This window comes from Streptomyces sp. NPDC007157 (genome assembly GCF_040634235.1).
Lineage (GTDB): Bacteria > Actinomycetota > Actinomycetes > Streptomycetales > Streptomycetaceae > Streptomyces.
This window is the reverse complement of the sequence record NZ_JBEYFE010000003.1, coordinates 277,574-303,671: the sequence shown is the minus strand read 5'-3', so window position 1 is coordinate 303,671 and position 26,098 is coordinate 277,574. Positions and strand designations below refer to the sequence as shown.

The window sequence follows — 26,098 nt, the reverse complement described above, 5'->3', positions numbered from 1 at the left end:
CGTCACACCGGACTGCCCGGCAGGGCGGTCAGCAGCCGGAACTCCAACGGGGTCAGGGCGACGGGAGTGCCGTCCACCGGCATGCGCTGCCCGTCCGGGTCCAGTCTGATCGGGGACGGGGCAGCGGCCACGACCCGGACGGCTTCGACTTCGAACCCGTCTCGGTGTGGGAGCGTGCCAGTGGCAACGTCGAGGAGAGTACCTGCGGGTCTTCGGCCGCCCCGAGCAGCTCGCCGCCTGGCGGGAGAAGCGCCCCTACGTCGCCGAAGTCACCGCGTGAGCAAGCCGAAGGAGAGCCGGTCATGACCACATTCCCCACCGCGCGGGCCGTGCGGACCACCCCGGAGGGGCTCCTGTGGGAGCCGAGCGAACGCTGGGTGCGGGGCCGTAAGGGTGACGTCACGGTTGTCGACAGCCGCCACCCCGTCCTCGTCTGGGAGCCGGGAGTTCCCGTACCGCTGTACGCGTTCCCGCGCACGGAGGTCCGCGAGGACCTGCTCCGCCCCGCGAAGAACCCCCCGACCGGCACACACACCGGCTCGCGGATCTTCTACGACCTCGACATCGACGGCGAGTTGCTGGAGAACGCCGCCTGGACCTTCCCGGCCGCCGACCTGGACGGCCACATCGCCTTCGAGTGGTTCCGGCGCGTCGGACGGGGCCTGGACCACTGGTACGAGGAGGAGGAAGAGATCTTCATCCACCCCCGCGACCCGCACAAGCGGGTGGACGCCGTCCTCAGCAGCCGACACCTGGTGGTCGAGATCGCCGGCACGGTCGTCGCGGACACCCGCCGGCCGGTCCTGCTCTTCGAGACCGGCCTGCCCACCCGCTACTACGTCCCGCGCGAGGACGTCCGCCTCGACCTGCTCGAAGCCACCGACCACCACACCGGCTGCCCCTACAAGGGCACCGCCGAGTACTGGTCGTGGCGCGGCGAGGCCGACGTCCCGCCCAACGTCGTCTGGAGCTATCCGGACCCGTTGCCCGCGGTCGGCGCCGTCCAGGGGCTCCTCGCCTTCTACAACGAGGCCGTCGACATCACCCTCGACGGCGAACGGGTGGAGCGCCCCGTCACCCACTTCACCAAGGCGCTCACGGAGCGACAGCGCACCTGACGAGAGACGACCGCGGGATCGAGGCGGCCGGCACCCGCGGAAAGCCCCCGTCGCCCACCGTGGACCACGGCTACGGCGGCGGGGGCCGGCAGATGCGCGTCCCGTCAGTGTCGTGCGCCGCGCTCCAGCGGGATCTTCTCGCCCGTCTCGATCGCGACCGGGAGCCGGTTCTCGGTCGGCGGCAGCGGGCAGGTGGCCAGGTCCGTGTAGGCGCAGGGCAGGTTGGCGGCGCGGTTGAAGTCGATCGTCACCCTGCCCTCGGCGTCGGGGGCGGGAATCCGGAGGGAGCGGTTGGCCGCGTACGTGGTCACGCCGGAGGTCTTGTCGGTGAACAGCACCATCAGGGCTCCGGGCGTCCCGCCGTTGAACGCGGTGAGCCGGTGCACGGCGCCGTCCAGTTCGAACTCGACCTGGCCGGGGGAGTCGTACACGTGCTCCAGACCCTCGACGGCGGCACCCACGGTCACCGGACGCGGGCTGTCGAAGGGCAGGAAGCGGCCGGAGCGCACCCAGCGCGGGTCGGGCTCGTAGGCAGGTGTCCCGGTGAACGCCGTCCGCAGCGCGTTGCCGGGGTGGCGGGGCCGCACGATGTCGTGTCCGCCGCGCTTGGCGACCTCGATCACCGCGTCGCCCCAGCCGACGTAGACACTGGCACGTTCGGCGAGGACACCGAAGTCGTGGCGGCCGCGCACGGCCTGCCCGTCGACGGCCACCTCCTCGCCCTCGTCCAGTTCGACGACCACACCGGCGCTGGTGCTCGACCAGGCACCGGGCGCGTCCTCGAACCTGGTGGGCTCGTCGCCGAGCCAGTGGAGGCCGGTGATCGCGAGGAACCCGTGCGGGCCGGCCAGCACCGCCTCCTTCTGCCGGTGCCACTCCTCCCACTCCTGTACGAAGCCCACTCGGTCGACGTCCTGAACGGTCATGTCGGATCCCTCCGGCCGCGCATCCTGTCCTTCGTACAACAGCCGCGCCGGCGCGCATCATCCCGCCGGCAGAGGAGAGCGGCGGCGGTTCCGGCACGTACCGGAACCGCCGTACGGCGTTCCGATGCGCGGCAGCCGAACCCGTGACGCCGCGCGAGCCGGCCAAGGCTCTCGGGAGCCGTCGCATGCCGGGCGCCCCCGGTCCGTGACGGTCAGAGGACCTCGGCGAGCCTGCCTGTGGCCACGTCGAAGACGAAGCCCCGGACGCGGTCCTTGTGCACGACGAAGGGGTCCGCCTTGATGCGCGCGATCGACTGCCGCACGTCCGTGTCCAGATCGGCGAAGGCTTCGGCCGCCCAGGGCGGACGGATTCCGGTGTCCTTCTGGATCGCGTCCTTGAACCCGTCGTCGGTGAAGGTCAGCATGCCGCAGTCGGTGTGGTGGATGAGGATGATCTCCTCGGTGCCGAGCAGCCGCTGGCTGATGGCGAGCGAGCGGATCTCGTCCTGGGTGACCACGCCGCCCGCGTTGCGGATGACGTGGGCCTCGCCGTCGTTCAGACCGAGGATCGCGTAGACGTTCAGCCGGGCGTCCATGCAGGCCACGACGGCGATCCGCCGGGAGGGCGGCAGCGGCAGCGGGCCGGAGAAGGACTCGGCGTAACGGGCGTTGTTGGCGAGCAGTTCATCGGTCACGGACATGAGGGACCTCGGTTCTCTCCGGTGACGGGTGGTGCGGGAGGCGGTGGCACGGTGCGGCCCCGGACGTCCGGGGCCGCGGAGCACTGTCACGCGGCCCGGCTACAGAACCCGTCGAAGAGATGGACGCGACGCGAGGGCCAGAAGCCCGTCAGCGTGGCGGCGAAGGTCACCATGCGCCCAGTGAACCCGCCCGGACCCCCGGCGGCAAGAGAATGGATGTTCGGCCGCCTCCTGGTGGCTCCCTGGTGGCCGTGAATATTGCGGCTCCGTGAAATGACGGCCCACGGGCGGCCGAGTGGCTCCCCCTGCTGCATACAGTTGCATGCACCAGGCCCGGCCGACCGTTCCAGTCCGCACCTGAGCCACACACCTGAGCCACGTACCCCGGGTCACGCACCCCGGGTCACGCACCCCGAGCCCCGCCCCCGGGTCCCGCATCCGAGTCCCGCATCCGAGTCACGGAGACACCCCGCCATGGAAGAACTCACCTGGGAGAGCCCCGCGATCGCCGACGGCATCGCCGCCATCCGGTCCGCGTCGCCCTTCGTCTACGGACTGACCAACTACGTCGCCGCCAACCTGAGCGCCAACGTGCTGCTGGCCGTCGGCGCCGGACCCGCCATCGGCGCCGCGGCCGACTTCCCCACCGTCTTCCCGGCCGGTGCCGGCGGGGTGTGGATCAACACGGCGGCGCTGATCAGCAACCCGGCCGAGCCCCTCGTGGACGCGGCCCGCACCGCGCACGCGGCCGGCACTCCCTGGGTGCTGGACCCGGTCGCGGCCGGCGCGGGCGCCACCGAGTACGACGCCTTCGTGACGGCCCTGCTCGACCACGCGCCCACGGTGATCCGCGGCAACGCCAGCGAACTCGTGGCACTCGCCGGCGGCGACAGCACCGGCAAGGGCGTCGAGACCACCCTCTCCTCCGCGGACGCGACAGGCGCCGTCGAGGAACTCGCCCGGCGGACCGGCGCCGTGGTCGCGGTCAGCGGCCCCACGGACTACCTGACCGACGGCACCCGTACGGTCGCCGTCCCCGGCGGCGACGTCCGGCTCACCCAGGTCACCGGGGCCGGATGCAGCCTCGGCGCCCTGATCGCCGCCGCCCTGGCCGTCGTCCCCGACCCGCTCACCGCCGCCGCGGTCGCCCATGTCGCCTTCGCCACCGCGGCCGAACGCGCGGGCGCCCGCACCACCGGCACCGGGTCCTTCGCGGTCGCGCTCCTGGACGAACTGTCCCTGCTGGGTACGTGACGGGGACTCACGGCCCGCACGCACCGCACGACACCTGGAGCATCCTTGAGCACCACCCACCATCAGCCCGCCCCGCGCATGCACCTGGCCGCCTTCCTCAACGCCGGACCGCAGGGCACCGTCGGCTGGCGCCATCCCGACGCGGGCGACGGTTTCCTCACCGCCGCCCACTACACGCACATCGCCCGGGTCCTGGAGGACGCCGGATTCGACCTCGCCTTCGTGCCGGACTCCCTCGCGGTGCCCCGGAGCCTCGGCGACTCCTTCGACCCGGCGGTCACCTGGGGCACCGGCACCCCGCGCCTCGACCCGGTCCCCGTGATCACCCTGATGGCCGCCGCCACCCGGCACCTCGGCGTCGCCGCCACCGTCTCGACCGGCTACCAGGAGCCCTTCCACGTCGCCCGCGGCATGGCGACCCTCGACCACCTCCTCGACGGCCGCGCCGGATGGAACGTGGTCACCAGCTTCCAGGACGCCGAGGCCCAGAACTTCGGCCAGGACCGGCTGCCCGAACGGCAGGTGCGCTACGCCCGCGCCGAGGAGTTCCTCGAAGTCACCGCCCGGCTCTGGGACAGCTGGGCCGACGACACGATCGTCGCCGACAAGGCGAGCGGGGTCTTCGGCCGCCCCGACACCGTGGAGGCGCTGGACCACAGGGGCGAACACTTCGCCGTGCGCGGCCCGTTGAGCGTGCCGCGCCCGCCCCAGGGCTATCCGGTCATCATCCAGGCCGGCGCCTCCCCGGCCGGCCGGGACTTCGCCGCCCGCTGGGCCGACGTCGTCTTCTGCAGCCACGAGTCACTGGAGTCGGCCGTCGCCTTCTACGCCGACCTCAAGGCCCGTGCCGCCGCCCGGGGCCGTGACCCGGACCAGCTCAAGATCCTGCCGGCCGCGACCACCGTGGTGGGCACCGACCTGCGCGACGCCCTCGCCAAGCACGAGGCGTTCACCGAACTCGTCCACCCCGAGGCGGGGTTGTCCCGGCTCGCCTACCACGTCAACGTCGACCTCACCCGCTACGACCTCGACGGCCCCCTGCCCTCCCTCGACGAGGTCGGTGTCGAGGGCCACTACCGCGAGGTCGTCGAGTTCGCCGAGCGGGAGAAGCTCAGCGTGCGCGAGATCGGCCGCTGGTACGGGGCCCGTACCGAGGGCAACATGATCGGGTCCGCGTCGGACATCGCGGACACCATGGAGCTGTGGCTGGACAGTGGCGCGGCCGACGGCTTCATGATCCAGGCCACTCATGTGCCCACCGCCTTCGAGGAGTTCGCCGCCCACGTCGTACCCGAACTGCGCCGCCGCGGCCTCGTGCGCACCGACTACGCGGGCGCCACCCTGCGTGAGAACCTGGGCCTCGCCCGGCCGGAACGCGGCGAGTGGCGCAACCGCGCGGCATCGACGGTGGGGGAGCGGTCATGACGTCCGCCACCAGTGCCCTCGTCGACGTCGCCCGGCTGCGCGACCGGCTCGGCGAGGTGACTCTCCTCGACGCCACCGTGGACCGGCGAACCGGCCCCGACGGCGGCACGGTCTTCGTCAGCGGGCTCGGCCTCCACACCGAACGCCGCATCCCCGGCGCCCACTTCGCCGACCTGATCGCCGGCTTCTCAGACCCTGCGGCCCCCTTCCCCTTCACCTGTCCGTCACCGTCCCGGATCGCCGCCCAGGCCCGCGAACTCGGCATCCGCGAGGACTCCACCGTGGTCCTCTACGACCGGCTGACCGGTGCCTGGGCCGCCCGCCTGTGGTGGGTGCTGCGCACCGCCGGCATCACCCGCGTCCGCGTCCTCAACGGCGGCCTCACCGCCTGGGAGGCGGCCGGACTTCCCGTCACCGATGGACGCGAGCCGGCCCCCGCCCCCGGGGACGTCGTCGCGCGCCCGGCGGACGACGGCTTCGTGGACCTGGAGCGCATGAAGCGGATCGCCGACGGCAGCGACCCCACTCCGGCGGTGTGCGCCCTGCGCCGCACCGAGTACCTCGGCACGCCGGACCGGCCCCGTTCCGGGCACATACCGCGCACCACCAGCCTCCCGTACGCCGACCTGCTCGGCCCGGACAACACCCTCGCGCGCGAGCGGACCGCGCGTCTCGCCCGAGCCCACGGCATACGGGCCGGCGACGGCACGGTCCTCTACTGCGGCGGGGCGGTCAACGCGGCCGGGCTCGCCCTCGCCCTGCACGAGATCGGCATCGACGACGTGCTGCTGTACGACGGCTCGCTCGCGGAGTGGCGGGCCGACCCGACCCTGCCGCTGGTCGTCGGCCCGGCGGAGGACAACGCGGCCGAGGACAACGCGGCGGACGACAACGCGGCCGAGGGCCGGGGCTGACCGCGGCCCGGGGCATCGGGCATGATCCGGGGCAGCCCGCGAACCGTTTCGCGGGCCGCCCCGCGACGAGGAAACGGATGAAGAGCACAAGGGACACGATCTACGACGAGCTACGGCACCGGCTCACCTCCGGCCGCTATCCGCAGGACGCCTCCCTGGTCCCGCTGGCGCTGAGCGAGGAGTTCGCGGTGTCGCGCACGCCGGTTCGCGAGGCCCTGGCGCTGCTGGAGCGTGACGGACTTCTGGTGAGCACCCGGCGCGGTTTCGCCGTACGGCAGCGCTCCGACGAGGAGATGCTCGAACTCTTCGAGCTGCGTGCCGTGCTGGACGCCCTGCTGGCCTCGGCGGCGGCGGTCCGGCGCAGCCCCGTCGACCTGGCCCGGCTGGACGCCCTGCTGGAGCACACCGGAACCCTGGACGACCCCGGGCAGATCCGCCGCAGCCTCAACGAATGGCACGACACGATACGTGCCGCCGCCCACAACACCACCGTCTCGTCCCTGCTGCACACCGTCGACGCCCAGGTGAAGACCAGCGCACCCTGGCAGACCCGCACGGTCGACGACACCTTCGACGCGACCCTCGCCGAACACCGGGCGATCACCGAGGCGATCCGGGCGGGGGAGGCCGAGACGGCCCGGCTGCGCATGCTGGAGCACCACGAACACGACCGGGACACGCGGATCCGGCAGAAGGTACGCCGGGACACCGACGGCGGGCCCACGACGGACTGAGGGCGGCCCGGGCCCTCCCGGGCCGCCCGTCGCGGGTTGCCGCATGCCCAGGTGTCTGGAAAGTGCGCTCTTGTCATGACAGGGCGGGACGGCGGACTCTGGCAGGAGGTACAGCGGCGCGTACCGGACGTCGGATCCCCGACGGCCCTGAGGCGGCTCAGGAGGCTACCGGATGTCGGTTTCACCGGAGTGCGGCGTTGACGGTCCCGCTGTCTCCGAACGCGAGGCGGAGGCGCTGGTCGAGGGGATCTGCTTCAAGACGGGCCCGCCGGGCAGTGTCGGGGTCGAAGTGGAATGGCTTGTCCACCGGGAGCGTGCGCCGCACGACTCCGTGGGCCGGGAGGACCTGGAAGCGGCCCACGCCGACCTGCGAACCCTGCCGCTGACGTCCGGGCTGAGCGTCGAGCCCGGCGGTCAGGTGGAACTGAGCTCCCGGCCGGCCCCGTCACTGGCCCAGTGCGTCTCGGAGGTCTCCGCGGATCTGGCGGCCGTGCGCACCGCGCTGCGCGAGCACGGCCTGACCCTGGCCGGCCTGGGCGTCGATCCCTGGCAACCGCCTCGCCGGTTCCTGCGGGAGCGGCGCTACGACGCCATGGAGGCCTGCCTCGACCGTACGGGTCCGGCGGGGCGAACCCTGATGTGCACGTCGGCCTCCGTCCAGGTGTGTCTCGACGCCGGACGGGAGGAACCCGGCGTCATGGGATTCACGCGCCGCTGGTGGCTGGCACACCACCTGGGCGCGGTCCTGGTCGCGGCGTTCGCGAACTCGCCCATGGCCGAGGGCCGCGCCACGGGCTGGCTGTCCACGCGGCAGCTGATGTGGGCGGAACTCGATCCGGGACGGGCCGGCGGGCCCTCCCTGGTCCCCGACCCGCGGCGTGCCTGGGTCCGGCGGGTCCTCGACGCACCGGTGATGTGCGTACGACGGGACGGTCCCTGGGAGGTGCCGGACGGAGTGAGCTTCCGCGAGTGGACCCGCTCGCGCACCATGCGCCCGCCGACCCTCGCGGACCTCGACTATCACATCGGCACCCTGTTTCCACCCGTCAGGCCGCGCGGATACCTGGAACTGCGCATGATCGACGCACAGCCCGGCGACGACGGGTGGATCGTGCCGCTCGCCGTGGCCACGGCCCTGTTCGAGGACCCGGGTGCCGCCGTTCTCGCGAACCGGGCGGTGGAGTCGCTGGCGGAGCGCGGCGCCGGGCCCCCGGCGCCGCACAATCCGCTGTGGACGGACGCGGCACGCCACGGGCTCGCCGACCCGGAGCTGAAGCGCGCCGCCGTGGCCTGTTTCGCCGCGGCACTGGACGCCCTGCCCCGGTTGGGCGCGAGCACCAGGGTCATGGACGCCGTCGCGGCCCATGCCGACCGCTATGTGCGCCGCGGCCGTTGCCCGGCCGACGACGTGCTCGACCGGCAGCGCGACCGGGACGTGTCCGTACGGCGCCGGGCCCGGCGGTGACCCGGACGATCCTGGCGCGCCGAGCGGAATGGCGAGGCACGTCGTGATGTTGCCGCAGGAGAGTTTCAGGTCGTCAGGACACCTGTGAGGTCGGCGAGTTGGCGGGCCGACGGCACTGCGCGGGGTTGGCCCCGGTCCTGCGCGTCGATCGAATAGACAAGGACGCCACGTGCGCGCATACGGATTCAAGTCGAACGGCGGACCGGAAGTCCTGGAAGAGATCCAGGTGCCGACCCCGACGCCGGGCCCCGGGCAGGTGCTGATCGCGGTCGCGTACGCCGGCGTGAACTTCGCCGAGGTGCAGCACCGGCGGGGCGAGTTCGGCGAGCCCGACGGCCCCGGCGGCTACGACGTACCCGGGCTGGAGGTCTCCGGCACGGTGGCCGCGCTCGGCAGCGGGGTGACGGGGCCGGCGGTCGGCGAACAGGTCGCGGCCTATCTTCCGGCCTTCGGCGGATACGCGGAGTTCGCCGTCGTCGACGCGGACTTCGTCCGGCCGGTCGGTGCGCTTCCGCTCGCGCACGCGGCCGGGGTGCCGTGCGTCTATCCGACGGCCTACGGGGTGCTGACGGACGCGGGGCGGCTGCGCGAGGGTGAGACGGTCCTGATCCACGCGGCGGCCGGCGGGGTCGGTTCGGCCGCGGCGCGGATCGCGCGAGCCCGCGGCGCCGCCCGGGTCTTCGGCACGGTCGGCTCCGCTACGAAGACCCGGCTGGCTGCCGAACTGGGCTACGACGCCTTGTTCGTCCGGGACGAATTCGAGGACGCGGTCCGGGAGGTCACCGCGGGACGCGGGGTGGACCTGGTGCTGGACCCCGTCGGCGGGCCGGTGCGCCACGCCGGCCTGCGGGTTCTGGCCCCCTTCGGCCGGGTGGTCAGCTACGGGGACCTCGGACGTGACACGGACTGGACGGCGGACGTCTGGGATCTGTGGAAGAACAACAGGACCGTCGCCGGATACAACATCGGTGACGTGGCCCGCCGTGCCCCCGCCACCATCGGCGAACACCTCTCCAGGGCCCTGTCCGCGCTCGCCTCCGGTGAACTGCCCTACGCCCCGCCGACCGTCGTCCCGTCGTCGGACGTCGTCGAGGTCCACCGGCGCCACGAGGCCGGGCGTACCCACGGGAAGACCGTGCTGGCGCTCACGGGGCACGGAGCGGGCTGAGTCACGCGGCGCGTTCCCCCGCCGTACCGGCGAGCCAGGACCCGGTGCCGGTCCGGTGCGGCGGGGGCGACGAATTCAGCCGGCCTGCCGTCGCTCGGGTGCGGAGCGGTGGCTGAGCGGTGCCCGCAGCCCGAGGTGTTCGCGCAGCGTGCTGCCGGTGTACTCGGTGCGGTAGACCCCGCGTTCCTGCAGTTCCGGGACGAGCAGGTCGACGATGTCGTCGAGGCCGTCGGGGATGAGGTACGGCGTGACGTTGAAGCCGTCGACCGCGCCGTGCCGCACGAACCGGGCGAACTTGTCGGCCAGACCTGACGGGGTGCCGACGTGCCCGCGCTGCGGGCCGAGCGCGATGACGGTCTCGCGCAGCGACCAGCCGTGCGCCTCCGCCTTCGCCCGCCACTCGGCCACGACCGCGCGCGGGTCGGCGACCCGCCGGGCCCCGAAGGAGCCGTCGTTCTCGGAGATGACCGGGTCCTCGGCGGGCAGCGGCCCGTCGGCGTCGCGGCCGGACAGGTCGATGCCCCACAGCAGCCCGGCGACACCGAGGGCCGTGGCCGGGGTGACCTGCTGCAGCCGGATCCAGCGCTTCTTCTCCTGGGCCTCCTTCTCGGTGGCGCCGATGATGATCTCGGTGCCGGGCAGGATCCGCAAGTCGTCGTCGGGCCGGCCGACCGCCCGCAGCCGGCGCCGGATGTCCTCGGCGAAGGCCAGCGCGTCGTCGAAGTCGTTGCCGTGCGCGGAGAAGATGACGTCGGCGTTGCGGGCGGCGAAATCGCGCCCCTCGCCCGAGTCACCGGCCTGGAAGATCACCGGGTGGCCCTGGGCGCTGCGCGGCAGGGTGGGCGCGAGGTCGACGTCGAACTGCGGTCCTCGGTGGCGTACTTGGCGTACGGCACCGGGCACCGACCAGGCGGGTGCGGCCACGGACGAGGCGACTGCCCCGTCGTCCCAGCCGTCCCACAGGGCGCGCGCCACGGTGAGGAACTCCTCGGCGCGCCGGTAACGGTCGGCGTGGTCGAGATAACCGCCGCGGCGGAAGTTGGCGCCGGTCCAGGCGTTGTCCGTGGTCACCACGTTCCAGCCGGCGCGGCCCTCGGAGAGGAGGTCGAGGCCGGAGAGGCGGCGGGCGAGGTCGGCGGGCTCGTTGTAGGTGGAGTTGGAGGTGGAGACCAGGCCGATCCGGCGGGTGACCGCGGCCAGCGCCGCGAGCTGGGTGACGGCGTCCGGCCGGCCGGCCACGTCGAGGTCGTGGATCCGGCCGTCGACCTCGCGCAGCCGGAGCCCCTCACCGAGGAAGAACGCGTCGAACAGGCCTCGTTCGGCGGTCTGGGCCACCTTCCGGAAGGAGGCGGGGTCGATCTGCGAACCGCTGTCGGGGGCGGACCAGACGGTCCAGTGGTTGACGCCCTGGAAGAAGACCCCGAAGTGCAGCTGGGCGTGGGGCCGGGGGACGTCGAGGGGGTCGGTGCGGGTCATCGGGTCCCCTCCTGGACGGCCGCGGCCGCGAAACGGTTGGCGGGGCGCTCCAGACCCAAGGTCGAGCGCAGGGACGTACCGGGCAGCGGGCGGGCGACGAGACGCCGTGCGGACAGGGCCGGCAGGACCAGGCGGGAGAGGACGGGCAGATCCTCGTCCAGTACGAGGGGATGCAGCCGTACCCCGTGGACGTGACGGCTCAACTCGTCGAGAACGGCGACCAGTCCGTCAGCCGAGCCGACGTGCCGCAGCCGCCCGCGGTCGTCCCACGGCGCATGCCGTTCCAGGTCGGCGACGCGCTCGGCACCGGTCGCGTCCGGCGTGTCCAGGGCCACCTCGACCTCGGCGAAGACGCGGGGCGCACCGGCGCCGGCGGCGGCCGTGGAGACCGACGCCGGGTCGCGGCCCTCCACCAGGGCGACGTCGAGCCACGCGGCGGGCACCCGGTCCGGCCGGCCCAGGACGACGAGCTGCCCCTGCGGCGGGCGCGGCACGATCGCCGGGCCCTTGACGGCGTAGCTCTCCCCGGTGAAGTCGATGTAGTGCAGCCGGTCGCGGTCGAGGTAGCGGCTGGTGGCCACGGACCGGATGACCGCGTCGTCCTCCCACGAGTCCCACAGGGCGCGGGCCACCTCCACCCCGTCCCGGGACTCCCGGGCCCGCCCGGCCGCGTCGGCGACCAGGGGACGCCCCCACACCCGGGCCGCCTCGGGGCGCTCCTCCTCCGTCACCACCCACCCGGCGCGGCCCGCGGAGATGTGGTCCAGGGACGCCAACTGGCTGGAGACGTGGAAGGGTTCGGCATACGTGAGCGGGACGACGGGCGCGATCCCGATCGTGCTGGTGGACGCCGCGACGAAGGCCGCCCGCTCCACCGCCCCGATACGGCCGACGGGATCCGGTGCGGCACCGGGCGGCAGCACCCCGTCGTCCAGGGTGATCAGGGTGAACCCGGCGTTCTCGGCCACGGCGGCGAGGCCGGCCGCACGGCGCGGGGTGAGCAACTGGTCGGGTGCGTGGGCGGCGCGGCGCCAGGCCGCGGGATGGGCGCCGTCACCGTCGATCTCGACGGCGAGGTGCAGGGCGGGGCCGGACAATGGACGTTCCTTCCGGGAAACACGGGAACTCGCGGCCGCACGGCCGCCACGAGCGAGCCGGGCGGCGGCAGCGGACGAGCGTCGGACGAAGCCGCGACATGCGAGCCGGGCGTGGCGAGGACGAGAGGTGCTGGACGTGACGACGGCGCGCCGGACCGGGCGCGGCCACGGCGTACGGACCTGCGGACGGGCCTGGGGGACCGGCTTGGCGGGACGGGCCGCAGGCGTCAGACGCGGTGTCCGGGAAGACAGACGGCGGAGCAGGTGCGGCAGTAGTCGACATGCCGGCGCGTGATCAGTCGCACGCCACAGCGCCCACCTCGTGGTGCCGCGCCGGACACGTGCATCAGGGCCTCCACCCGTCTGAAACCGATCGGTTCACCGTACGTCGCCCGCCCCCGCAGGTGTCAAGGACATGCGGCGCGGTCCACACCCGCCCAGGTCCGCGTCGGCCGGTGCGGACCGAGCCGTCAACGCGGCGGGCGCTGGCCACCGGCAGCCCTGGTGCTGAATCACCGCGGGGCCGATGCGAGCGCACCTGCAGGCACCCCACCGCGCCGAGGGTCGCCGTCCGGCCAGGACCGGCTCCCTCCGGCTACCCTCAACCAGCCCCCTGCCAGGGCGAGTTCAAGCGGTCGGCGCGTGATCGCGAACCCGCCGGTGGGCACTGTCGGCAACGCGCGTCGGCACCCCACCGCGCCGAGGGTCGCCGTCCGGGCGACGACATCGCCGGCCGCCGCGATCTCCGCAGGCGCCGTGGTCGTCCCGGAGCCGCGGCGAGGCCGGTCGCGAGGGGGGCGGCCCGGGGACATGATGGTGTGGGACGGGCGCCGTTGCGAGGGAGAGAGGTGTCCTTCATGAGGGTGTTCCAGATCTACGGCAAGGTCCTGGAGAAGGCGGCGGACACCTCTCTCATCCGCCGCGGTGCCGACTGGCTCACCGTCCGCCCCGGCACTCACTTCGCCGGACGCGACCGGCCGTCCTGATGTTCCGATCGACGAGCCGGGACGGCACGGACGGGACCAGCCGCAGCGGACGCGCGGAGCGACGTGCCCTCATGGCAGGGGGCCGGACGCCGGCGCGGATAAGGGAGCATGATCCGGGTCTGTCGGCACTGCGGCGCGCACTGCGCACCGCGATCATCACGCCCTCGCTGTTCGCCCTGACCTATCTCGGTCTCGGGAACCCGGTGATGGCGGTCTTCGCCGCTCTCGGCCCGATGGTGCTGATGATTTTCGTGGACTTCGGCGGTCCGATACGGGAGCGGGCGGCCCAGCAACTGAGCCTGGTCGTGGTCTCCACCGCGCTGCTCTGCCTCGGAAGTCTGGCAGGCCAGTTGGTGTGGCTCGCGGGGGTCGCCACCTTCGTGGTGGCGTTCGCCGTGCTTTTCTCCGGTGTCGTCAGCTCCGCCCTGGCCGGTGCGGGAACGTCACTTCTGATCAGCTTCGTGCTGGCCGCCACACTGACCGGGCCGGTGAGTTCGATCCCGGACCGGATTGCCGGCTGGTCGCTGGGCGGCGCGGCGACCGTTGCCGCCGTCGCCCTCATGTGGCCTCGTCCGGCCGGCGATCCTGTGCGCACCTCCCTCGCCGAGGTCTGCGCCCACCAGGCCGGATATCTGCGCGCCGAGACGGACTGTGTCCGTGCCGCTCTCCCGCACGCCGCGGCACTGGACGCGGCTGCGCGGGACACGGGGAACGCCGCCGCCGCTCTCCGGAAGGCCTTCTACGCGACCCCGTACCGTCCGACCGGGCTCTCCACGACGGCCCGGGCGCTGGTCCGGCTGGTCGACGAGGTCCTCTGGCTCGGCAGCGTCCTGCAACAGGCCCCGCCGCAGAGACAGGACCGTTCGAGCCGGCTGGTGGTGTGCGACGTCGAGCTCGCGGCCGCGGCGGTGCTGGAGCGCGGAGCGGCGCTGCTGCGATCCGGTACGGGACCGCTGGACGGTCTCGCCTCCGACATCGGGCGACTGGAAGCGGCGGGAGCGCGACTCGAGGAGGTGATGACCAGATCCCTCCCCGAGAACCTGGCGACCCGCTCCGCCCGGACCTCGGTCGGGACACGGTCCGTGAAATCGGCCGATCCGGTCGCCGTGTTGCTCGCCTCGTTGGAGCCCGGATTCCGCGCGAGGAGAATCGCCTTCATCGTGGCGGTGACGGCGGCGGACATCGAACTCGCCCTCGCGGCACGCCAACGCGCCCGGTGGCGAAAGTTGCTCGGGCAGCGCCCCGCGACCACCGCCCCCGCACTGTCATCGGCTCGTGATCGCCTCGCGGCACACCTCGACCGCCATTCCGTGTGGCTGCACAACAGCCTGCGCAGCGCTGCCGCCCTCAGCCTCGCCGTGGTTCTCGCTCAGCTCAGCGGCGTGGGTCATTCGTTCTGGGTCGTCTTCGGCACGTTGGCCGTGCTGCGTTCCAATGCCGTGAACACAGGTCAGACCGTCGGGCGCGCCCTGGTGGGAACCGTCATCGGCTTCGTCATCGGCGTGGCCCTCATCCTCGTGCTCGGCACCCATCCCGTCGCCCTGTGGGTGCTGCTCCCCTTCGCGATCGTCCTGATAGGGCTCGAGCCGTCCGTCACCTCGTTCACCGCCGGGCAGGCCGGCTTCACCGTCGTGCTGCTGATCCTCTTCAGCATCATCAATCCCGTCGGGTGGACGGTCGGACTGGTCCGGATCGAGGACATGGCGCTCGGGTGCGCGGTGAGCCTGGTCGTGGGGGTCCTCTTCTGGCCCCGGGGCGCAGGTGCCGCACTGGGCTGTGTGCTGTGCGAGGCCTTCGAGGACACGGCCCGGTACCTGCGCAGTGCCGTGGCGTTCGGGCTGCTGCGCTGTGACGGCCTGGCCGCGCCTTCGGCGACCTCGGGTGCGGACAGGCGGTCGGCCGCGGCCGCCGCTCGGCGGCTGGACGACGCCTTCCGCGGGTTCCTGGCAGAGCGCGGTACGAAACGGCTCGCGCTGCCCGAGGTGGCCCGCCTGGTCAACTCGGTCGTGGCCGTGCGGCTGACCGGAGACGCCATAGCCGACCTGTGGTCGCGCGAGGGATACCGGCCCCGAGGTGACCGGGCCGCCGCCCGTGCCGCGGTCCTGGGCGCCTGTGAGCCGATCGCCGCCTGGTTCGAGGGGTCCGGCCGCGCGCTGGCGGGCCTCGCGGCCGTACCGGACCGGACGGTAGGCCCGAGGGAGGCGGACCAGGCCCTCGAGCAGGCACTGCGCCGTGAACTGACCGCCGACGGGAACGCCCCCGCTGCTTCTGCGGTCGTACGGATGATCTGGACGGCGGACCACCTCGACGCGCTGTGTCTCCTGCAGGCGCAGATCATCGGTCCCGTACGCGAAGCCGCCGAGGTCGTCAGGGTGCGGAGACCTCGGAGCCGGCGGCCATGACACGGTCGCCTTCATGGTCGGGACCGGCCGGTCCCGACCATTTATGACTATTCGCGGGTAGTGGGCGGAAATAAAAAACCCGCGCATGCAATTATCTTGGACGAGGCACGGCGGCCGGCCCTCGACCGGCCCCGGCACCTCGTCCTGTCCGGTCTCCAAGGAGTCACGTGTTGAACTCGCTGTTCACCCCCTTCGATCTCAAGTCGCTGACGATCCCCAATCGCGTCTGGATGGCAGCGATGTGCCAGTACAGCGCGGAGCCCGGCGGCGAGCAGGCGGGTGTGCCCACGGACTGGCACCTCACGCACCTGGCCGCGCGTGCCGCGGGCGGCACCGGGCTGATCATCACCGAGGCCACCGCCGTCAGCCCCGAGGGCCGCATCTCCCCCTACGACCTCGGCATCTGGAACGACGAGCAGGTCGCCGCCTTCCAGCGCATCACCGCGTTCCTGAAGTCGCAGGGCAGCGTCCCCGGGATCCAGCTGGCGCACGCCGGGCGCAAGGCGTCGACCGAGCGTACCTGGGTCGACCGCGGGCGCTCGATCGCCCCGACCGAACCCTTCGGCTGGACCCCGGTCGGCCCGAGCGCGGTGGCCTTCGACGAGACCTCGACGGTTCCCGAGGAACTGACCACGGAAGGCATCCGTGAGATCGTCCGGCAGTTCGCCGACGCGGCCGTACGCGCTCTCGCGGCCGGGTTCCAGGTCGCCGAGATCCACGGTGCCCACGGCTATCTGATCCACCAGTTCCTCTCCCCGCAGAGCAACCGTCGCACCGACGAGTACGGCGGCTCCTTCGAGGGCCGGATCCGCTTCGCGCTGGAGGTCGTCGACGCCGTCCGCACCGTATGGCCCGAGGAACTGCCGGTGTTCTTCCGGATCTCCGCCACCGACTGGCTCTCGGAGAACCCCGAGGACGGCCGTGAGGGCTGGACCGCCGACGACACCGTCCGCCTCGCCAAGGAGCTGCTGGCGCATGGCGTCGACCTGATGGACATCTCCACCGGCGGCATCGTCCCCGACGCGAAGATCACGACCGGCCCGGGGTACCAGGTTCCCTTCGCCGAACGCGTCCGCGACGAGACCGGCATGCCCGTCGCCGCCGTGGGCATGATCACCGACCCCGCGCAGGCCCAGGAGATCGTCGGCTCCGGCACCGCCGACGCCGTCCTGCTGGCCCGGGAACTCCTGCGCAATCCCTACTGGGCCCGCCACGCCGCCGAGCAGCTCGGCGGCACGGTCGACACCCCCGTCCAGTACCACCGGGCATGACGCTCACGTGCGGGGCGCGTCGCCGGCCCCGCCGGCCCGCGCTCCGTCGGGCTCGCCGGTCCACCCCCCTCACGTGGCCCGGCGGGCTCCGGAGCCGCGCCACCCGGTGATGCGGTGGCCGATCGCGTGGCGGCCGGGGCGTCAGCCGACGGGTGGGCGGCGACCGCTCCACGGGAGCGCGAGTTCCAGGGTGCGGGCCACCTGGAGCAGCAGGTCCTCCCGCCAGGGGGCGGCGACGATCTGGACGCCTACGGGCAGCCCGGTGGCCTCGTCGTGGTGGAGGGGGAGCGATATCGCCGGCTGCCCGGTCACGTTGAACACCGACGTGAACACGCCCATCGGGTAGCTGTTCAGCAGCGCCGCCAGAGGATTCTCGTCGACGCCCGTGCGCCAGGCGCCGATGCGCGGCGGGAGACAGGCCATCGTCGGCGTGACGAGGAGGTCGAAGCCGGCGAGGAAGCCCTCCACGATGCGCCGCGACAACTGCTGGGTCCGCCGCACCCCTTCCACGTAGGCCCACGAGTCGGTCGACCGGGCCGCCTCGCGCAGCGCACGGTTGTGCGGCTCGACGCGCTCCGGATCCGCGAGCTCGATGGCGGCGCCCCCGGCGTTCCAGATGGTCGTGAACGCGGTGACCAACTCGTCCGTCGGAGGCAGCGGAAGGGGAGTGTCCACGACGTGATGACCGGCGGACTCGAGCGCCCGGAGCGTGCCCTCGACGGCCGCCACGCACGCCGGGTCCACCCCGATCCCGTCGACCGGCGAGTCGGTGAGCGCACCGATCCGCAGCCCGGCCGGCGGTTCCACCGTCGTCGCGGCGGCGAACGACCCGCGCGGCGACGGCGGCGACCACCAGGCGCCCGGATCGTGGCGGGCCAGCACGTCCAGAGCGGCCGCGGTGTCCGCCACCGTACGGGAGACCACGCCGCTGGAAGCGAGACCCTCCACGAAGACGATCTCGCCGCTGACCAGACCGCGGGTGGGCTTGAGGCCGACGAGACCGGTGCACGACGCGGGGATGCGGATCGACCCGCCACCGTCCTCGGCGTGGGCGAGGGGCGCCATCCCGGCGGCGACGGCCACCCCCGCCCCGCTGGACGACCCGCCCGGGGTGCGGTCCGGGTCCCACGGGTTGCGCGAGATGCCCAGGGCCGCGCTCTCGGTGAAGGGCACCGCACCCAATTCCGAGGTGGTGGTCTTGCCGAGCAGCACGAACCCCGCGTCCATGAACCGCCGCACCACCGGGTCCGAGACCGTGGCCGGTGCCGTACCGCCACCGGCGGAGCCATAGGTGGTGGGCCAACCGGCCACGTCGATAAGGTCCTTGACCGGCAGTGGGACACCGTGGAAGGGCGGCAGGTCGTCGGGCGACGCGGCCCGTACCACCGCGTCGGCCGCCGCGGCCGCGGCCTTGCGGACTTCGTCGTCGGCCCGGTGGCAGAAGGCGTTCAGCCGGGGATCCAGCGCGTCCATCCGCCGAAGGAAGCCGTCGGCCACCTCGACCGGGCTCACCTCCTTGCGGCGGATGGCCGCGGCGAGTTCGACGGCCGGCGTGAACAGATCGATCGGTGCGCGCATCACGTGCGGTCCTTTCCGGTCCGGGAGGCCGGGGGACGCCCGGCGGATCACGCCGGTGTCCCTGACGGGCAGGCCGTCAGTCTCGGCGGGCCCGTGCCGCTCCGTCTTGGACGAATGTTCCGTACGCTGGCGCCATGCGGACCGCACGGCCGGCTCGGGACGCCGCGCAGATCTGGGACATCGCCGTCCCGGCGCGGCCCGGTCGGCTGCCGGGAGTCAGCATGGCGGGATTCCGCGCGCGGACCACCGACCCCGTCGACCTGGGCGTGATCCCGTACCCGGCGGTCACGGTGGTCGTCGACCTCGGCGACCGTTCGCTCGCCGTCGACGATCGCGGCGGGCGGCGTCATCACGGCAGCATCGTCGCCGGACTCGCGGCCAGCGGGCTGCGCGGCTACGGCCGTGCCGTCGAGTGCCTGCAGATACGCCTGTCCCCGGTCGTCGCGCACGCGGTGTTCGGCGCCTCCTCGGAGCTGGGCGCCACGGTGGTCACCCTCGACGACCTCTGGGGCCGCGACGCGGCACGCGCCCAGGAGCAGTTGCGTGCCGCCGGGTCGTGGCAGGACCGGTTCGCGCTCGCCGAGACCGCGCTCGCCCGCCGGCACCGGACCGGGTGGGCCGTCGACCCGGAGATCGCCTTCGTCTGGCGGCAGATGGTGACGCACCTGGGCGGGGTCCGGGTCGAGCCGCTGGCGGCCGAGGTCGGCTGGAGCCGCAAGCGGCTGTGGTCCCGCTTCCGCTCCCAGACCGGCCTCACCCCCAAGCGCGCGGCCCGGCTGATCCGCTTCGACCACGCGGCCCACCGGCTCGCCGCGGGGCACAGCGCCGCGCAGGTGGCGGCGGAGATCGGGTACGCCGACCAGTCCCACCTCCACCGTGACGTCCGTGCCTTCACCGGCGCGACGCCCTCGGCGGTCTCCGCCGCGCCGTGGCTCGCGGTCGACGACGTCGCCTGGGCCGCCCCCGCATACCTGTCCGGCACACCACTCCGAGCCACCGTGCGCTGACAAACTCCGAGCCACCGCGCGCTGACAGGACGACCGTGCCGCCCCGCCCCGGCCCCGGGGCACGCCGCCGGTCCTCGTCGCCGGGGCCGGCGGGTCCGTGGTGAGCGGCTCGTCCGTTGTCGTCGTGGTCGCCGGACCCACGGTGAGCGGCTGGTTCGATGTCACCGGGTCGGGCGGGTCTGTGGTGAGCGGCTGGTTTGTTGTCGCCAGGCTCGGCGAGTCCCTGGTGAGCGGCTCGGACGTCGTCGCCACGGTCAGCCGGTGGGCCTCTTCCGCGGCCAGCCGTGGTGAGCCGCCGCCCGGGTCTTCGCCGCGTCCGCGAGGCCCGGCTGGAGGCGCCGGGCGGCGTCGACGTGGTCGTCGGTCCAGATGATCCGGACCGCGACGGGGGTGGCCCGGCCCTGACCGTCGCTGAGTTCGGTACGCACGGACCGGACCAGCCGCGCGGCACCCTCGGGGCGCAGGGGGACGACGTCGGGGACGGGGCCGCGGTCGCCGAGGCTGGCCGCGAGCCCGTGGTACCAGCCGGTGACGAGGGCCGCCGACCCGAGGACGGCACTGTGGGCGTCGGCCCGCACGGCCTCCACGCGCGCCAGGTCCTCGCCCTGCCACAGGGAGACGACGGCGTCGGCGGCCAGCCGCAGCCCGACCACGCCCGAGACGAGGGCGGTCGTGCAGGCCAGCGACACCGGTTTGGCGCCGCGTTCGGCCAGGAAGCTGCGGAACGCGTCGTCCAGGCGGCGGGCGGAGGCCGCCGCCTCCCGGCTCTGCGGATCCGGGTCGACGGGGCGGCGGTGGCCGAGGGCGTAGTCGACGGCGCCGCCGAGATAACGGGCGCTGTCCTCGTACGCCTGGGCAAGTGCCTTGTGGACGGCCGTCTGGGCGCCGCGCGGCCAGAAGAACACGGCGACGAGGATGCTCACCAGGCACCCCAACGCGATGTCCTGGACACGCAGCAGGGCGACATGCCAGTTGGGGTCGTGGCCGATGTTGAACAGCACCACGAGCGTGACGGTGAACGCGGCCTGCCCGGCGGCGAAGGAGATGGCGGCGGGCGCGATGCCGGCGAACAGGATGGCCACCGGGAGCACGAACCACAGCGCGGTGCCGTGGTGGCCGATCAGGTGCAGCAGCCCGGCGCCGATGACGGAGCCGCCCACCGTGCCGAGGACGGCGCGGACGGCGTTCTGCCCGGTGCTGAGCGCGTTGGAGCGCAGTACGGACAGGGTGCCCAGCAGGACCCAGAAGGAGTGCCCCACGCCGGTCGCGTCGGCCAGGAACACGGCGATGCCGAGGCCGATGCCGCCGCGCAGACTGTTGTGCATCCACACCGAGTCGGCCCTGAGATGCGCGGCGGCCCGCTCCCGTGCGGAGGCCAGCGGTGCGGCGAGCGCACCCGGCTCACGACCCAGCAGCCGCTCGTGCCAGCTGCGCTGCCAGGCGGTGGCCGCCATGTCCACGTTGTCGGCGATCTGCAGCACGGCGAAGCCGAGTTCCTGGGCGCGGAAGGACACGTCGAGCGCGGCGATGAACCCGTAGATCTCCGCCGTACTGTTCCCGCCCGGGTGTTCGGCGGGCACCCGCACGGTGGAGCTGTGCTCCATCCCGGTCAGCGCCGCCCGCAGCTCCTCGGCGCGGGCCCGCAGCGGGCCGGTGTCGCCGGTCAGGTCGGTGAGCAGGTCGCAGGCCGCCTCCAGGACATGCGCGGCGGCGCGGCGCACGCCGTGCGCGGCCGGATCACAGCCGGGGGGTTCGTCGGTGTACTCGGACCGGTCCACGAGGACGGCGCACAGCCAGGTGAGTTCGTCGACCAGCCGGACCAGCGCACGGGAGGTCGCGGACAGGCCGGTGGGGCGGTAAGGGGTGGCGTCGAAGGCTCCCCGCAGCTCCGCGCCGGAACGGGCGGTGACCTCCGCCGCCGCTCTGCACTGATCGCTGAAGGGCACCGACCCGTCCGGGGCCGGCACGGAGGCGCGGGCGCGCAGATACCCGGCGGCGGCACGGCAGACGGCGGCCGCCGGGGCGCTGAGCGGATCGGCGACGGGACGCGGCCACATCAGGGCGACGGCCGGCAGCGCCACCGCCGCCGCCAGGCCGGCGCCCGCGAGACGGTCGGGCAGCTGCGACAGGTGTACCGGTGCGCTGACCGGCAGCACGAACGCCAGCAGGAGTGCCGTCGAGCTGCCGGCCAGGACCGAGCTGACCACACCCGCGAACAGGACCGCGAACCCGACCACGACCGTGGCCGCCACGGCGAGCCGGATGTCGGCCGCCGCCAGCGTGCCGACACAGATCAGCAGCAGCCACGCCACCGCGAGAGCCGCCTGCGCCCGCAGCCGCTCCACCATCGGACCGGAGTAGTCGACCAGCAGCAGCATCGAGAACGTCCCGAACGCGGCGAAGCTCGCCATCGTCGGGTTGTGGAACACCTCGCCGCACAGGGCGAACAGGGCCGGCATCACCAGCGCGGTACGCGCGGCCCGCCGGGTCGCCGCGAGGTCCGGGTCCCGGTCGCGCAGCCACGTCACCCAGCGCGGTGTGCGCCCCGACATGTACACCTCCCGCCGGCCCAGGGCAGCCGGCCCCGCCGCCGCACCGCGCACACCACCCATATGCGGCCACCCTCGGGCGGTCCGCAACATTTACCGGGACGGTACGACGCCCTGAGCGGGCCGGCACTCCGGTCGAGCGGATCATCGCCCGACCGGGGGCTCGGCGCACCAGGCGTACGCGGTCCGGCTCACCGCACCGGGAAGCCGAACGCGACCGGGGGCTCGGCGCACCAGACCGACGCGGTCCGGCTCACCGCACCGGGAAGCCGAACGCGTACCCCTGTTCCTTGAGCCAGGGCAGCACTTCGCGCAGGGCGGCCACGGTCTCGGAGCGGTCGCCGCCGGCGTCGTGGAAGAGGATGGTCGGCCCGTTCGGCATCTCGTCCTTGACGGTGCCGACGATCGCCGCCGTGCCGGGGCGTTCGAAGTCCTTCGAGTCGACGTTCCAGCCGAGCGGCCGCATGCCGTGCGAAGCGGCGAGCTTCCTGCTGTACGGGGTGAAGGCGCCGCCCGGGGCGCGGTAGTAGAGCGGGCGGACACCCCCCGACGCCTGGGTGATCATGCGTTCCGCGTCGAGGATCTGCCGGGACTGGTAGGCGTCGGACTTTTTGTCCATGGTGACGTCGTGCGACACCGTGTGGTCGCACAGTCGGTGCCCGGCCGCCACCACCGCCCTGACCAGGTCCGGATGCGCCTGCGCCTGCGGGCCGATCATGCAGAACGTGGCCTTCACGCCGTACTCCTTGAGCACCTGGAGCACCCGAGGTGTCCAGACCGGGTCCGGACCGTCGTCGATGGTGATGTTCACGCCCCGGGCACCCCGGTCCGAGGCGTGCGCGATCTCCGCCGACACCGCGGCCGCCTTCCGGTCGGCGCCGGGCGCCCCGGGGTGGGCCGAAGTCCCGGCTCCCGCACTCCCGCCGACGGGACCGGACGGCGAGGTCCACAGCGTGGCGGCCACGGCCACCGCCGTGACCCCCGTCGCCGCCGCGGCCACCTGGCCGTACCACCCTCGTCCGCCGCGCCGTGCCATCGTCCGCCCCGATTCCTGTCGTTCCGTTGAACTCGTGCACCCGTCCAGACGGAAGGCGGCGGGCACCGGATCCATCCGTTACCGATCACGGACAATTCCGCGAGAGATCTGCGACAGGCTTCCTGCGTGTCCTTTAACGGCGGGCGGGGCGATCGGTGTTGGCGGTTCGGACCACAACCGTGGGCGGGGACATGGTCGCGTTATTAATGCAACTTGGTTGTGCTAAGGTTCCGCTCGTGAGTTCGACTCGCCCTCAGCGCGCCCGGAGTGCGGCGGCCAAGCAGCAGCGTGAGCGGGAGATCCTCGACGCCGCCCGATCGCTCGGCACCGAGCGCAGCGTGCGCGAGGTCACGCTGACCGACATCGCCGCCGCCGTCGGCATGCACAAATCCGCGATGCTGCGGTACTTCGAGACACGCGAGCAGATCTTCCTGACGCTCACCGGCGAAGGCTGGCAGGAGTGGTCGGCGGCGCTGCGTGCACACTTGGGCGAGCTCACCGGCGCCGGTCATGACGAGATCGCGGCGGCCGTCGCCCGGTCGCTGGTGGCTCGGCCGTTCTTCTGCGACCTGCTCGCCCAGGCGCCGCTGAACCTGGAGCGCAACGTGTCGCTCGACTCCGCCTACGAGTTCAAGACGGTCGCGCTCGCCGAGGTCGCGTCGATCGCCACCGTGCTGCGCGGCCTGCTCGGGATCGGAGAGGGCGCGGCCGTGGACGTGATCGCCACGGCCACGGGCATGGCCGGGGCGCTGTGGCAGATGGCCGCACCCGGCACCGGTCTTCGCGAACTCTACGAAAGCCACCCCGAGTTGGCGCACGCGGTGGTCGACGTCGAACCCCGGCTGACCCGCATCCTGACCGCCCTGCTGAACGGCGTACGCACGACGGCCCCGGAGGCCTGAGGCGCCGGTCCCGGCGGGACGCCCCGCGCCGCCGGAGGCAGCGGGAAACACCGAGGTGCCCGTCGGCCGTATGCCGACGGACACCCGGTTCGTCGGGTCACAGGGACTGCTTCATGATCCAGTCGCGGATTCCGGGGATGGAGTAGGCGATCTGCCAGGTGCCCATGTGCGCGCTCGTGGCGCCGGTGGTGCCGGTGACCGTGCCGGTCTGGAAGGTGGCGTAGTTCACCGGCGTCCGCTGCTTCTCCAGATGGCGTACGTCCGCCGCGAACTGCGCGGCGTCTGCCCCCGCGTCCCACACCGCCGTGCCGACCTCGGTCCCCTGCGCCCGGATGACCGAGGTGATGGCGTTCTCGCCGGGGAAGGCCTTGTCGTCGTCCTGTGAGACGACGATCCACAGCTTCTTCCCCGCCAGTGGCGCGGCCTGGGTCTCCGGCCACTGCCCGGCGACGATGTACGCGGCCGCGAACAGGTCCGGGTACCGGATGTTCAGCCCGAGCGACAGCATCGCGCCCATCGACTGACCGGTGGTGTACCGCCGCTTCGTGTCGATGCCGTACTGCTCCGACACCGCCTCGACGAGATGCACGGTGGTCTCGAAGAGCGAGGTCGGCTGGTAGGTGTCGTCGATGACGATCTCGCCGTACTCGGGCGCGAGCACGAACGACTCGTGCCGGGCCTGGTCCTCGGGGCTCGCCCAGCACACCGCGCCGAGTCCCTGGACCAGGGGGCCGACGGTGTCGACGTTGACGACACTGGCGTCGTGCATGAACAGCACCAACGGGTACTTCCTGCGCGGGTCGTAGCCCTTGGGCGTGAAGAGGTTGTACTTCAGCGACCTTCCGGTCTCCGGGTCGTCGAAGGTGAACTGCTCGAAGTCGTCGACGATCGGGTTCACCACCGCACTCGTGGCCACCGCCGTGCCGCTCGGCGGGTAGGACCTGCCGTGGGTCGTGGTGATCGTGCCGGTCTGGGTGACGGTGGCCTTGGCCGGGACGATGGGGCCGCCGGGGGTGGTGTCGCCGGCCGTCGGACCGCCGGCGCCGGGGCCGCCCGATCCGCTGGGCGCCGGCGCCGGGCTGCTCGACGCGCCGACCGCGTCCTTGCCCCACAGCAGGGCCGCCCGGTCGTCGGGGGAGAGCTCCACGATGACGTGGCGGCCGTTCCTGCCCCGCTCGGCGAGCGCGGCGGAGGTGTTGGCGTAGACCCTCGTGACCGTGCGGTCGGTGACCGCGAACGCCGAGGCCGAGAGGGAGGAGCCCGCGATGGGACGGTCGTACTCGACCGCCACCGCCACGAGCTTCTGGCCGACGCCGTAGACCTGGGTGATCGCGGTGGCGCCGACGATGTGTCCGGCCCCGGACACCGGATCCGTCGGGTCGGGAGAGGCGGCCGCGACGGCGGTGCCGCCGAGTGCGGCCACGGTGCCGATGCCGGCGGAGCCGGCGATGAGCGTGCGCCTGGTTACCAAGACGAACTCCTTCATCGGTGGGGGTACGACGGTGGGGATACGGCGGCGGGTCAGCCGCGCAGCGAGCGGGGCAGATCGGCGATCTTGGCCGCGTCGGTCTCTGCCGTGCCCTGCCCTGCCCTGCGGTCCTCTGCCCGGCCTTCTGTCCGGTTTTCATTGGTCCGCGTCAGATCTCTCTCCTCCGGCTGCAATCAATTGACCGCACGAATTCGACCCGGTGGTATATGGCGGGAAAATGCGGGTCGAGTGGGCGTTGGCGCGGGACCGGAAATAAGAACTCATTGCCGGGCGGGTGCGCCGTGAGCGTTGCATCGAGGTGAGAGACCGTCAACGGAGGTGGCGCGAGATCTAAGATTGCGCGCGGCGAGATCGTCTCATCGGCCCAGCTCGGCGGCGGAGCGCGAATTTCCTGTCGTTTTCCTTAGAATCCCGGAATGCGCGCGGAATATCGGTCGAGGCGCTCGGGGAATGCGCTCAGAACCCGGGACACAACAAGTCGGAGGCCCTCGGTGTGAGGACCTCCGACGGTGGGGCGAGGGTGGGTCAACTGCCGTGCGGGGCGTCCTTGCCCGCGGCGACGGTGAAGTTGTGGTCGATCCGGGTGGGGTGGCGGGCCTC

At 72.9% G+C, this 26,098-nt stretch carries 21 protein-coding genes; 12 read left to right on the top strand and 9 right to left on the bottom strand.

The window, feature by feature from the left end; all coding sequences use genetic code 11:
• Nucleotides 1-2: 2 nt before the first annotated feature.
• The gene (locus ABZ642_RS06865; protein ID WP_360478291.1) at nucleotides 3-131 is read right to left on the bottom strand and encodes a hypothetical protein; all 129 of its coding nucleotides are present in this window, start codon (nucleotides 129-131) and stop codon (nucleotides 3-5) included.
• 171 nt (nucleotides 132-302) lie between these two features.
• Here ABZ642_RS06865 and ABZ642_RS06860 point away from each other — a divergent pair, with 171 nt between their 5' ends.
• Entirely contained in the window at nucleotides 303-1,118 is an 816-nt protein-coding gene (locus tag ABZ642_RS06860) for a DUF427 domain-containing protein (protein WP_360478288.1), read from the top strand.
• Nucleotides 1,119-1,222: 104 nt separating this feature from the next.
• Here the strand turns inward: ABZ642_RS06860 and ABZ642_RS06855 are convergent, their stop codons facing one another.
• Both ABZ642_RS06855 and ABZ642_RS06850 read right to left on the bottom strand, forming a co-directional pair.
• Nucleotides 1,223-2,044 (bottom strand): DUF1684 domain-containing protein, encoded by an 822-nt coding sequence (locus tag ABZ642_RS06855; protein WP_360478285.1) that lies wholly within the window; start codon nucleotides 2,042-2,044, stop codon nucleotides 1,223-1,225.
• A 212-nt stretch (nucleotides 2,045-2,256) separates the two neighbouring features.
• Nucleotides 2,257-2,745: a carbonic anhydrase gene (locus tag ABZ642_RS06850; RefSeq protein ID WP_360478282.1), complete on the bottom strand. Its 489-nt coding sequence runs from the start codon at nucleotides 2,743-2,745 to the stop codon at nucleotides 2,257-2,259.
• A 474-nt stretch (nucleotides 2,746-3,219) separates the two neighbouring features.
• On the opposite strand from ABZ642_RS06850, the gene ABZ642_RS06845 reads away from it, so the two are divergent.
• The 6 genes from ABZ642_RS06845 to ABZ642_RS06820 all read left to right on the top strand — a co-directional run bounded on the left by ABZ642_RS06845 (nucleotide 3,220) and on the right by ABZ642_RS06820 (nucleotide 9,705).
• Nucleotides 3,220-3,999 carry a hydroxyethylthiazole kinase gene (locus tag ABZ642_RS06845; RefSeq protein ID WP_360478280.1) on the top strand — a complete coding sequence of 260 codons (780 nt, stop codon included), beginning with the start codon at nucleotides 3,220-3,222 and terminating at the stop codon, nucleotides 3,997-3,999.
• Between the two features lie 45 nt (nucleotides 4,000-4,044).
• Nucleotides 4,045-5,424 carry an LLM class flavin-dependent oxidoreductase gene (locus ABZ642_RS06840; protein WP_360478277.1) on the top strand — a complete coding sequence of 460 codons (1,380 nt, stop codon included), beginning with the start codon at nucleotides 4,045-4,047 and terminating at the stop codon, nucleotides 5,422-5,424.
• Complete coding sequence (locus tag ABZ642_RS06835) at nucleotides 5,421-6,338, top strand: rhodanese-like domain-containing protein (RefSeq protein WP_360478274.1); 918 nt, start codon at nucleotides 5,421-5,423, stop codon at nucleotides 6,336-6,338. Before ABZ642_RS06840 ends, ABZ642_RS06835 begins: the two co-directional genes overlap by 4 nt.
• Before the next feature lie 77 nt (nucleotides 6,339-6,415).
• Complete coding sequence (locus tag ABZ642_RS06830; protein WP_360478271.1) at nucleotides 6,416-7,072, top strand: GntR family transcriptional regulator; 657 nt, start codon at nucleotides 6,416-6,418, stop codon at nucleotides 7,070-7,072.
• Nucleotides 7,073-7,244: 172 nt separating this feature from the next.
• A complete protein-coding gene (gene egtA, locus ABZ642_RS06825; protein ID WP_360478268.1) occupies nucleotides 7,245-8,537 on the top strand; it encodes an ergothioneine biosynthesis glutamate--cysteine ligase EgtA in 1,293 nt (430 codons plus the stop codon).
• Between the two features lie 169 nt (nucleotides 8,538-8,706).
• The gene (locus ABZ642_RS06820; protein ID WP_360478265.1) at nucleotides 8,707-9,705 is read left to right on the top strand and encodes a zinc-binding dehydrogenase; all 999 of its coding nucleotides are present in this window, start codon (nucleotides 8,707-8,709) and stop codon (nucleotides 9,703-9,705) included.
• Nucleotides 9,706-9,780: 75 nt separating this feature from the next.
• Here the strand turns inward: ABZ642_RS06820 and ABZ642_RS06815 are convergent, their stop codons facing one another.
• Together ABZ642_RS06815 and ABZ642_RS06810 are read right to left on the bottom strand one after the other, a co-directional pair.
• The gene (locus ABZ642_RS06815; RefSeq protein WP_360478262.1) at nucleotides 9,781-11,181 is read right to left on the bottom strand and encodes an NtaA/DmoA family FMN-dependent monooxygenase; all 1,401 of its coding nucleotides are present in this window, start codon (nucleotides 11,179-11,181) and stop codon (nucleotides 9,781-9,783) included.
• A complete protein-coding gene (locus ABZ642_RS06810) occupies nucleotides 11,178-12,278 on the bottom strand; it encodes an LLM class flavin-dependent oxidoreductase (protein ID WP_360478259.1) in 1,101 nt (366 codons plus the stop codon). Before ABZ642_RS06810 ends, ABZ642_RS06815 begins: the two co-directional genes overlap by 4 nt.
• Nucleotides 12,279-13,135: 857 nt before the next feature.
• On the opposite strand from ABZ642_RS06810, the gene ABZ642_RS06805 reads away from it, so the two are divergent.
• The 3 genes from ABZ642_RS06805 to ABZ642_RS06795 all read left to right on the top strand — a co-directional run bounded on the left by ABZ642_RS06805 (nucleotide 13,136) and on the right by ABZ642_RS06795 (nucleotide 16,937).
• Nucleotides 13,136-13,264 carry a hypothetical protein gene (locus tag ABZ642_RS06805; RefSeq protein ID WP_360478256.1) on the top strand — a complete coding sequence of 43 codons (129 nt, stop codon included), beginning with the start codon at nucleotides 13,136-13,138 and terminating at the stop codon, nucleotides 13,262-13,264.
• A gap of 71 nt (nucleotides 13,265-13,335) precedes the next feature.
• Nucleotides 13,336-15,666 carry an FUSC family protein gene (locus tag ABZ642_RS06800; protein WP_360478253.1) on the top strand — a complete coding sequence of 777 codons (2,331 nt, stop codon included), beginning with the start codon at nucleotides 13,336-13,338 and terminating at the stop codon, nucleotides 15,664-15,666.
• Nucleotides 15,667-15,836: 170 nt separating this feature from the next.
• A complete protein-coding gene (locus ABZ642_RS06795) occupies nucleotides 15,837-16,937 on the top strand; it encodes an NADH:flavin oxidoreductase/NADH oxidase (RefSeq protein WP_360478250.1) in 1,101 nt (366 codons plus the stop codon).
• A 141-nt stretch (nucleotides 16,938-17,078) separates the two neighbouring features.
• Here ABZ642_RS06795 and ABZ642_RS06790 read toward each other — a convergent pair whose 3' ends face one another.
• Nucleotides 17,079-18,515, bottom strand: coding sequence for an amidase (locus ABZ642_RS06790; protein WP_360478247.1), 1,437 nt, complete (start codon nucleotides 18,513-18,515; stop codon nucleotides 17,079-17,081).
• A 134-nt stretch (nucleotides 18,516-18,649) separates the two neighbouring features.
• Here ABZ642_RS06790 and ABZ642_RS06785 point away from each other — a divergent pair, with 134 nt between their 5' ends.
• Nucleotides 18,650-19,522, top strand: a complete 873-nt coding sequence (locus tag ABZ642_RS06785; protein ID WP_360478244.1) for a helix-turn-helix domain-containing protein — start codon at nucleotides 18,650-18,652, stop codon at nucleotides 19,520-19,522.
• Nucleotides 19,523-19,776: 254 nt separating this feature from the next.
• On the opposite strand, the gene ABZ642_RS06780 is transcribed toward ABZ642_RS06785, so the two are convergent.
• Entirely contained in the window at nucleotides 19,777-22,074 is a 2,298-nt protein-coding gene (locus ABZ642_RS06780) for an FUSC family protein (protein ID WP_360478241.1), read from the bottom strand.
• A gap of 250 nt (nucleotides 22,075-22,324) precedes the next feature.
• The gene (locus tag ABZ642_RS06775) at nucleotides 22,325-23,107 is read right to left on the bottom strand and encodes a polysaccharide deacetylase family protein (protein WP_360478238.1); all 783 of its coding nucleotides are present in this window, start codon (nucleotides 23,105-23,107) and stop codon (nucleotides 22,325-22,327) included.
• A 206-nt stretch (nucleotides 23,108-23,313) separates the two neighbouring features.
• Here ABZ642_RS06775 and ABZ642_RS06770 point away from each other — a divergent pair, with 206 nt between their 5' ends.
• Nucleotides 23,314-24,009, top strand: a complete 696-nt coding sequence (locus tag ABZ642_RS06770; RefSeq protein ID WP_360478902.1) for a TetR family transcriptional regulator — start codon at nucleotides 23,314-23,316, stop codon at nucleotides 24,007-24,009.
• Between the two features lie 97 nt (nucleotides 24,010-24,106).
• On the opposite strand, the gene ABZ642_RS06765 is transcribed toward ABZ642_RS06770, so the two are convergent.
• Complete coding sequence (locus tag ABZ642_RS06765) at nucleotides 24,107-25,480, bottom strand: alpha/beta hydrolase-fold protein (RefSeq protein ID WP_360478235.1); 1,374 nt, start codon at nucleotides 25,478-25,480, stop codon at nucleotides 24,107-24,109.
• Nucleotides 25,481-26,098 lie beyond the last annotated feature (618 nt).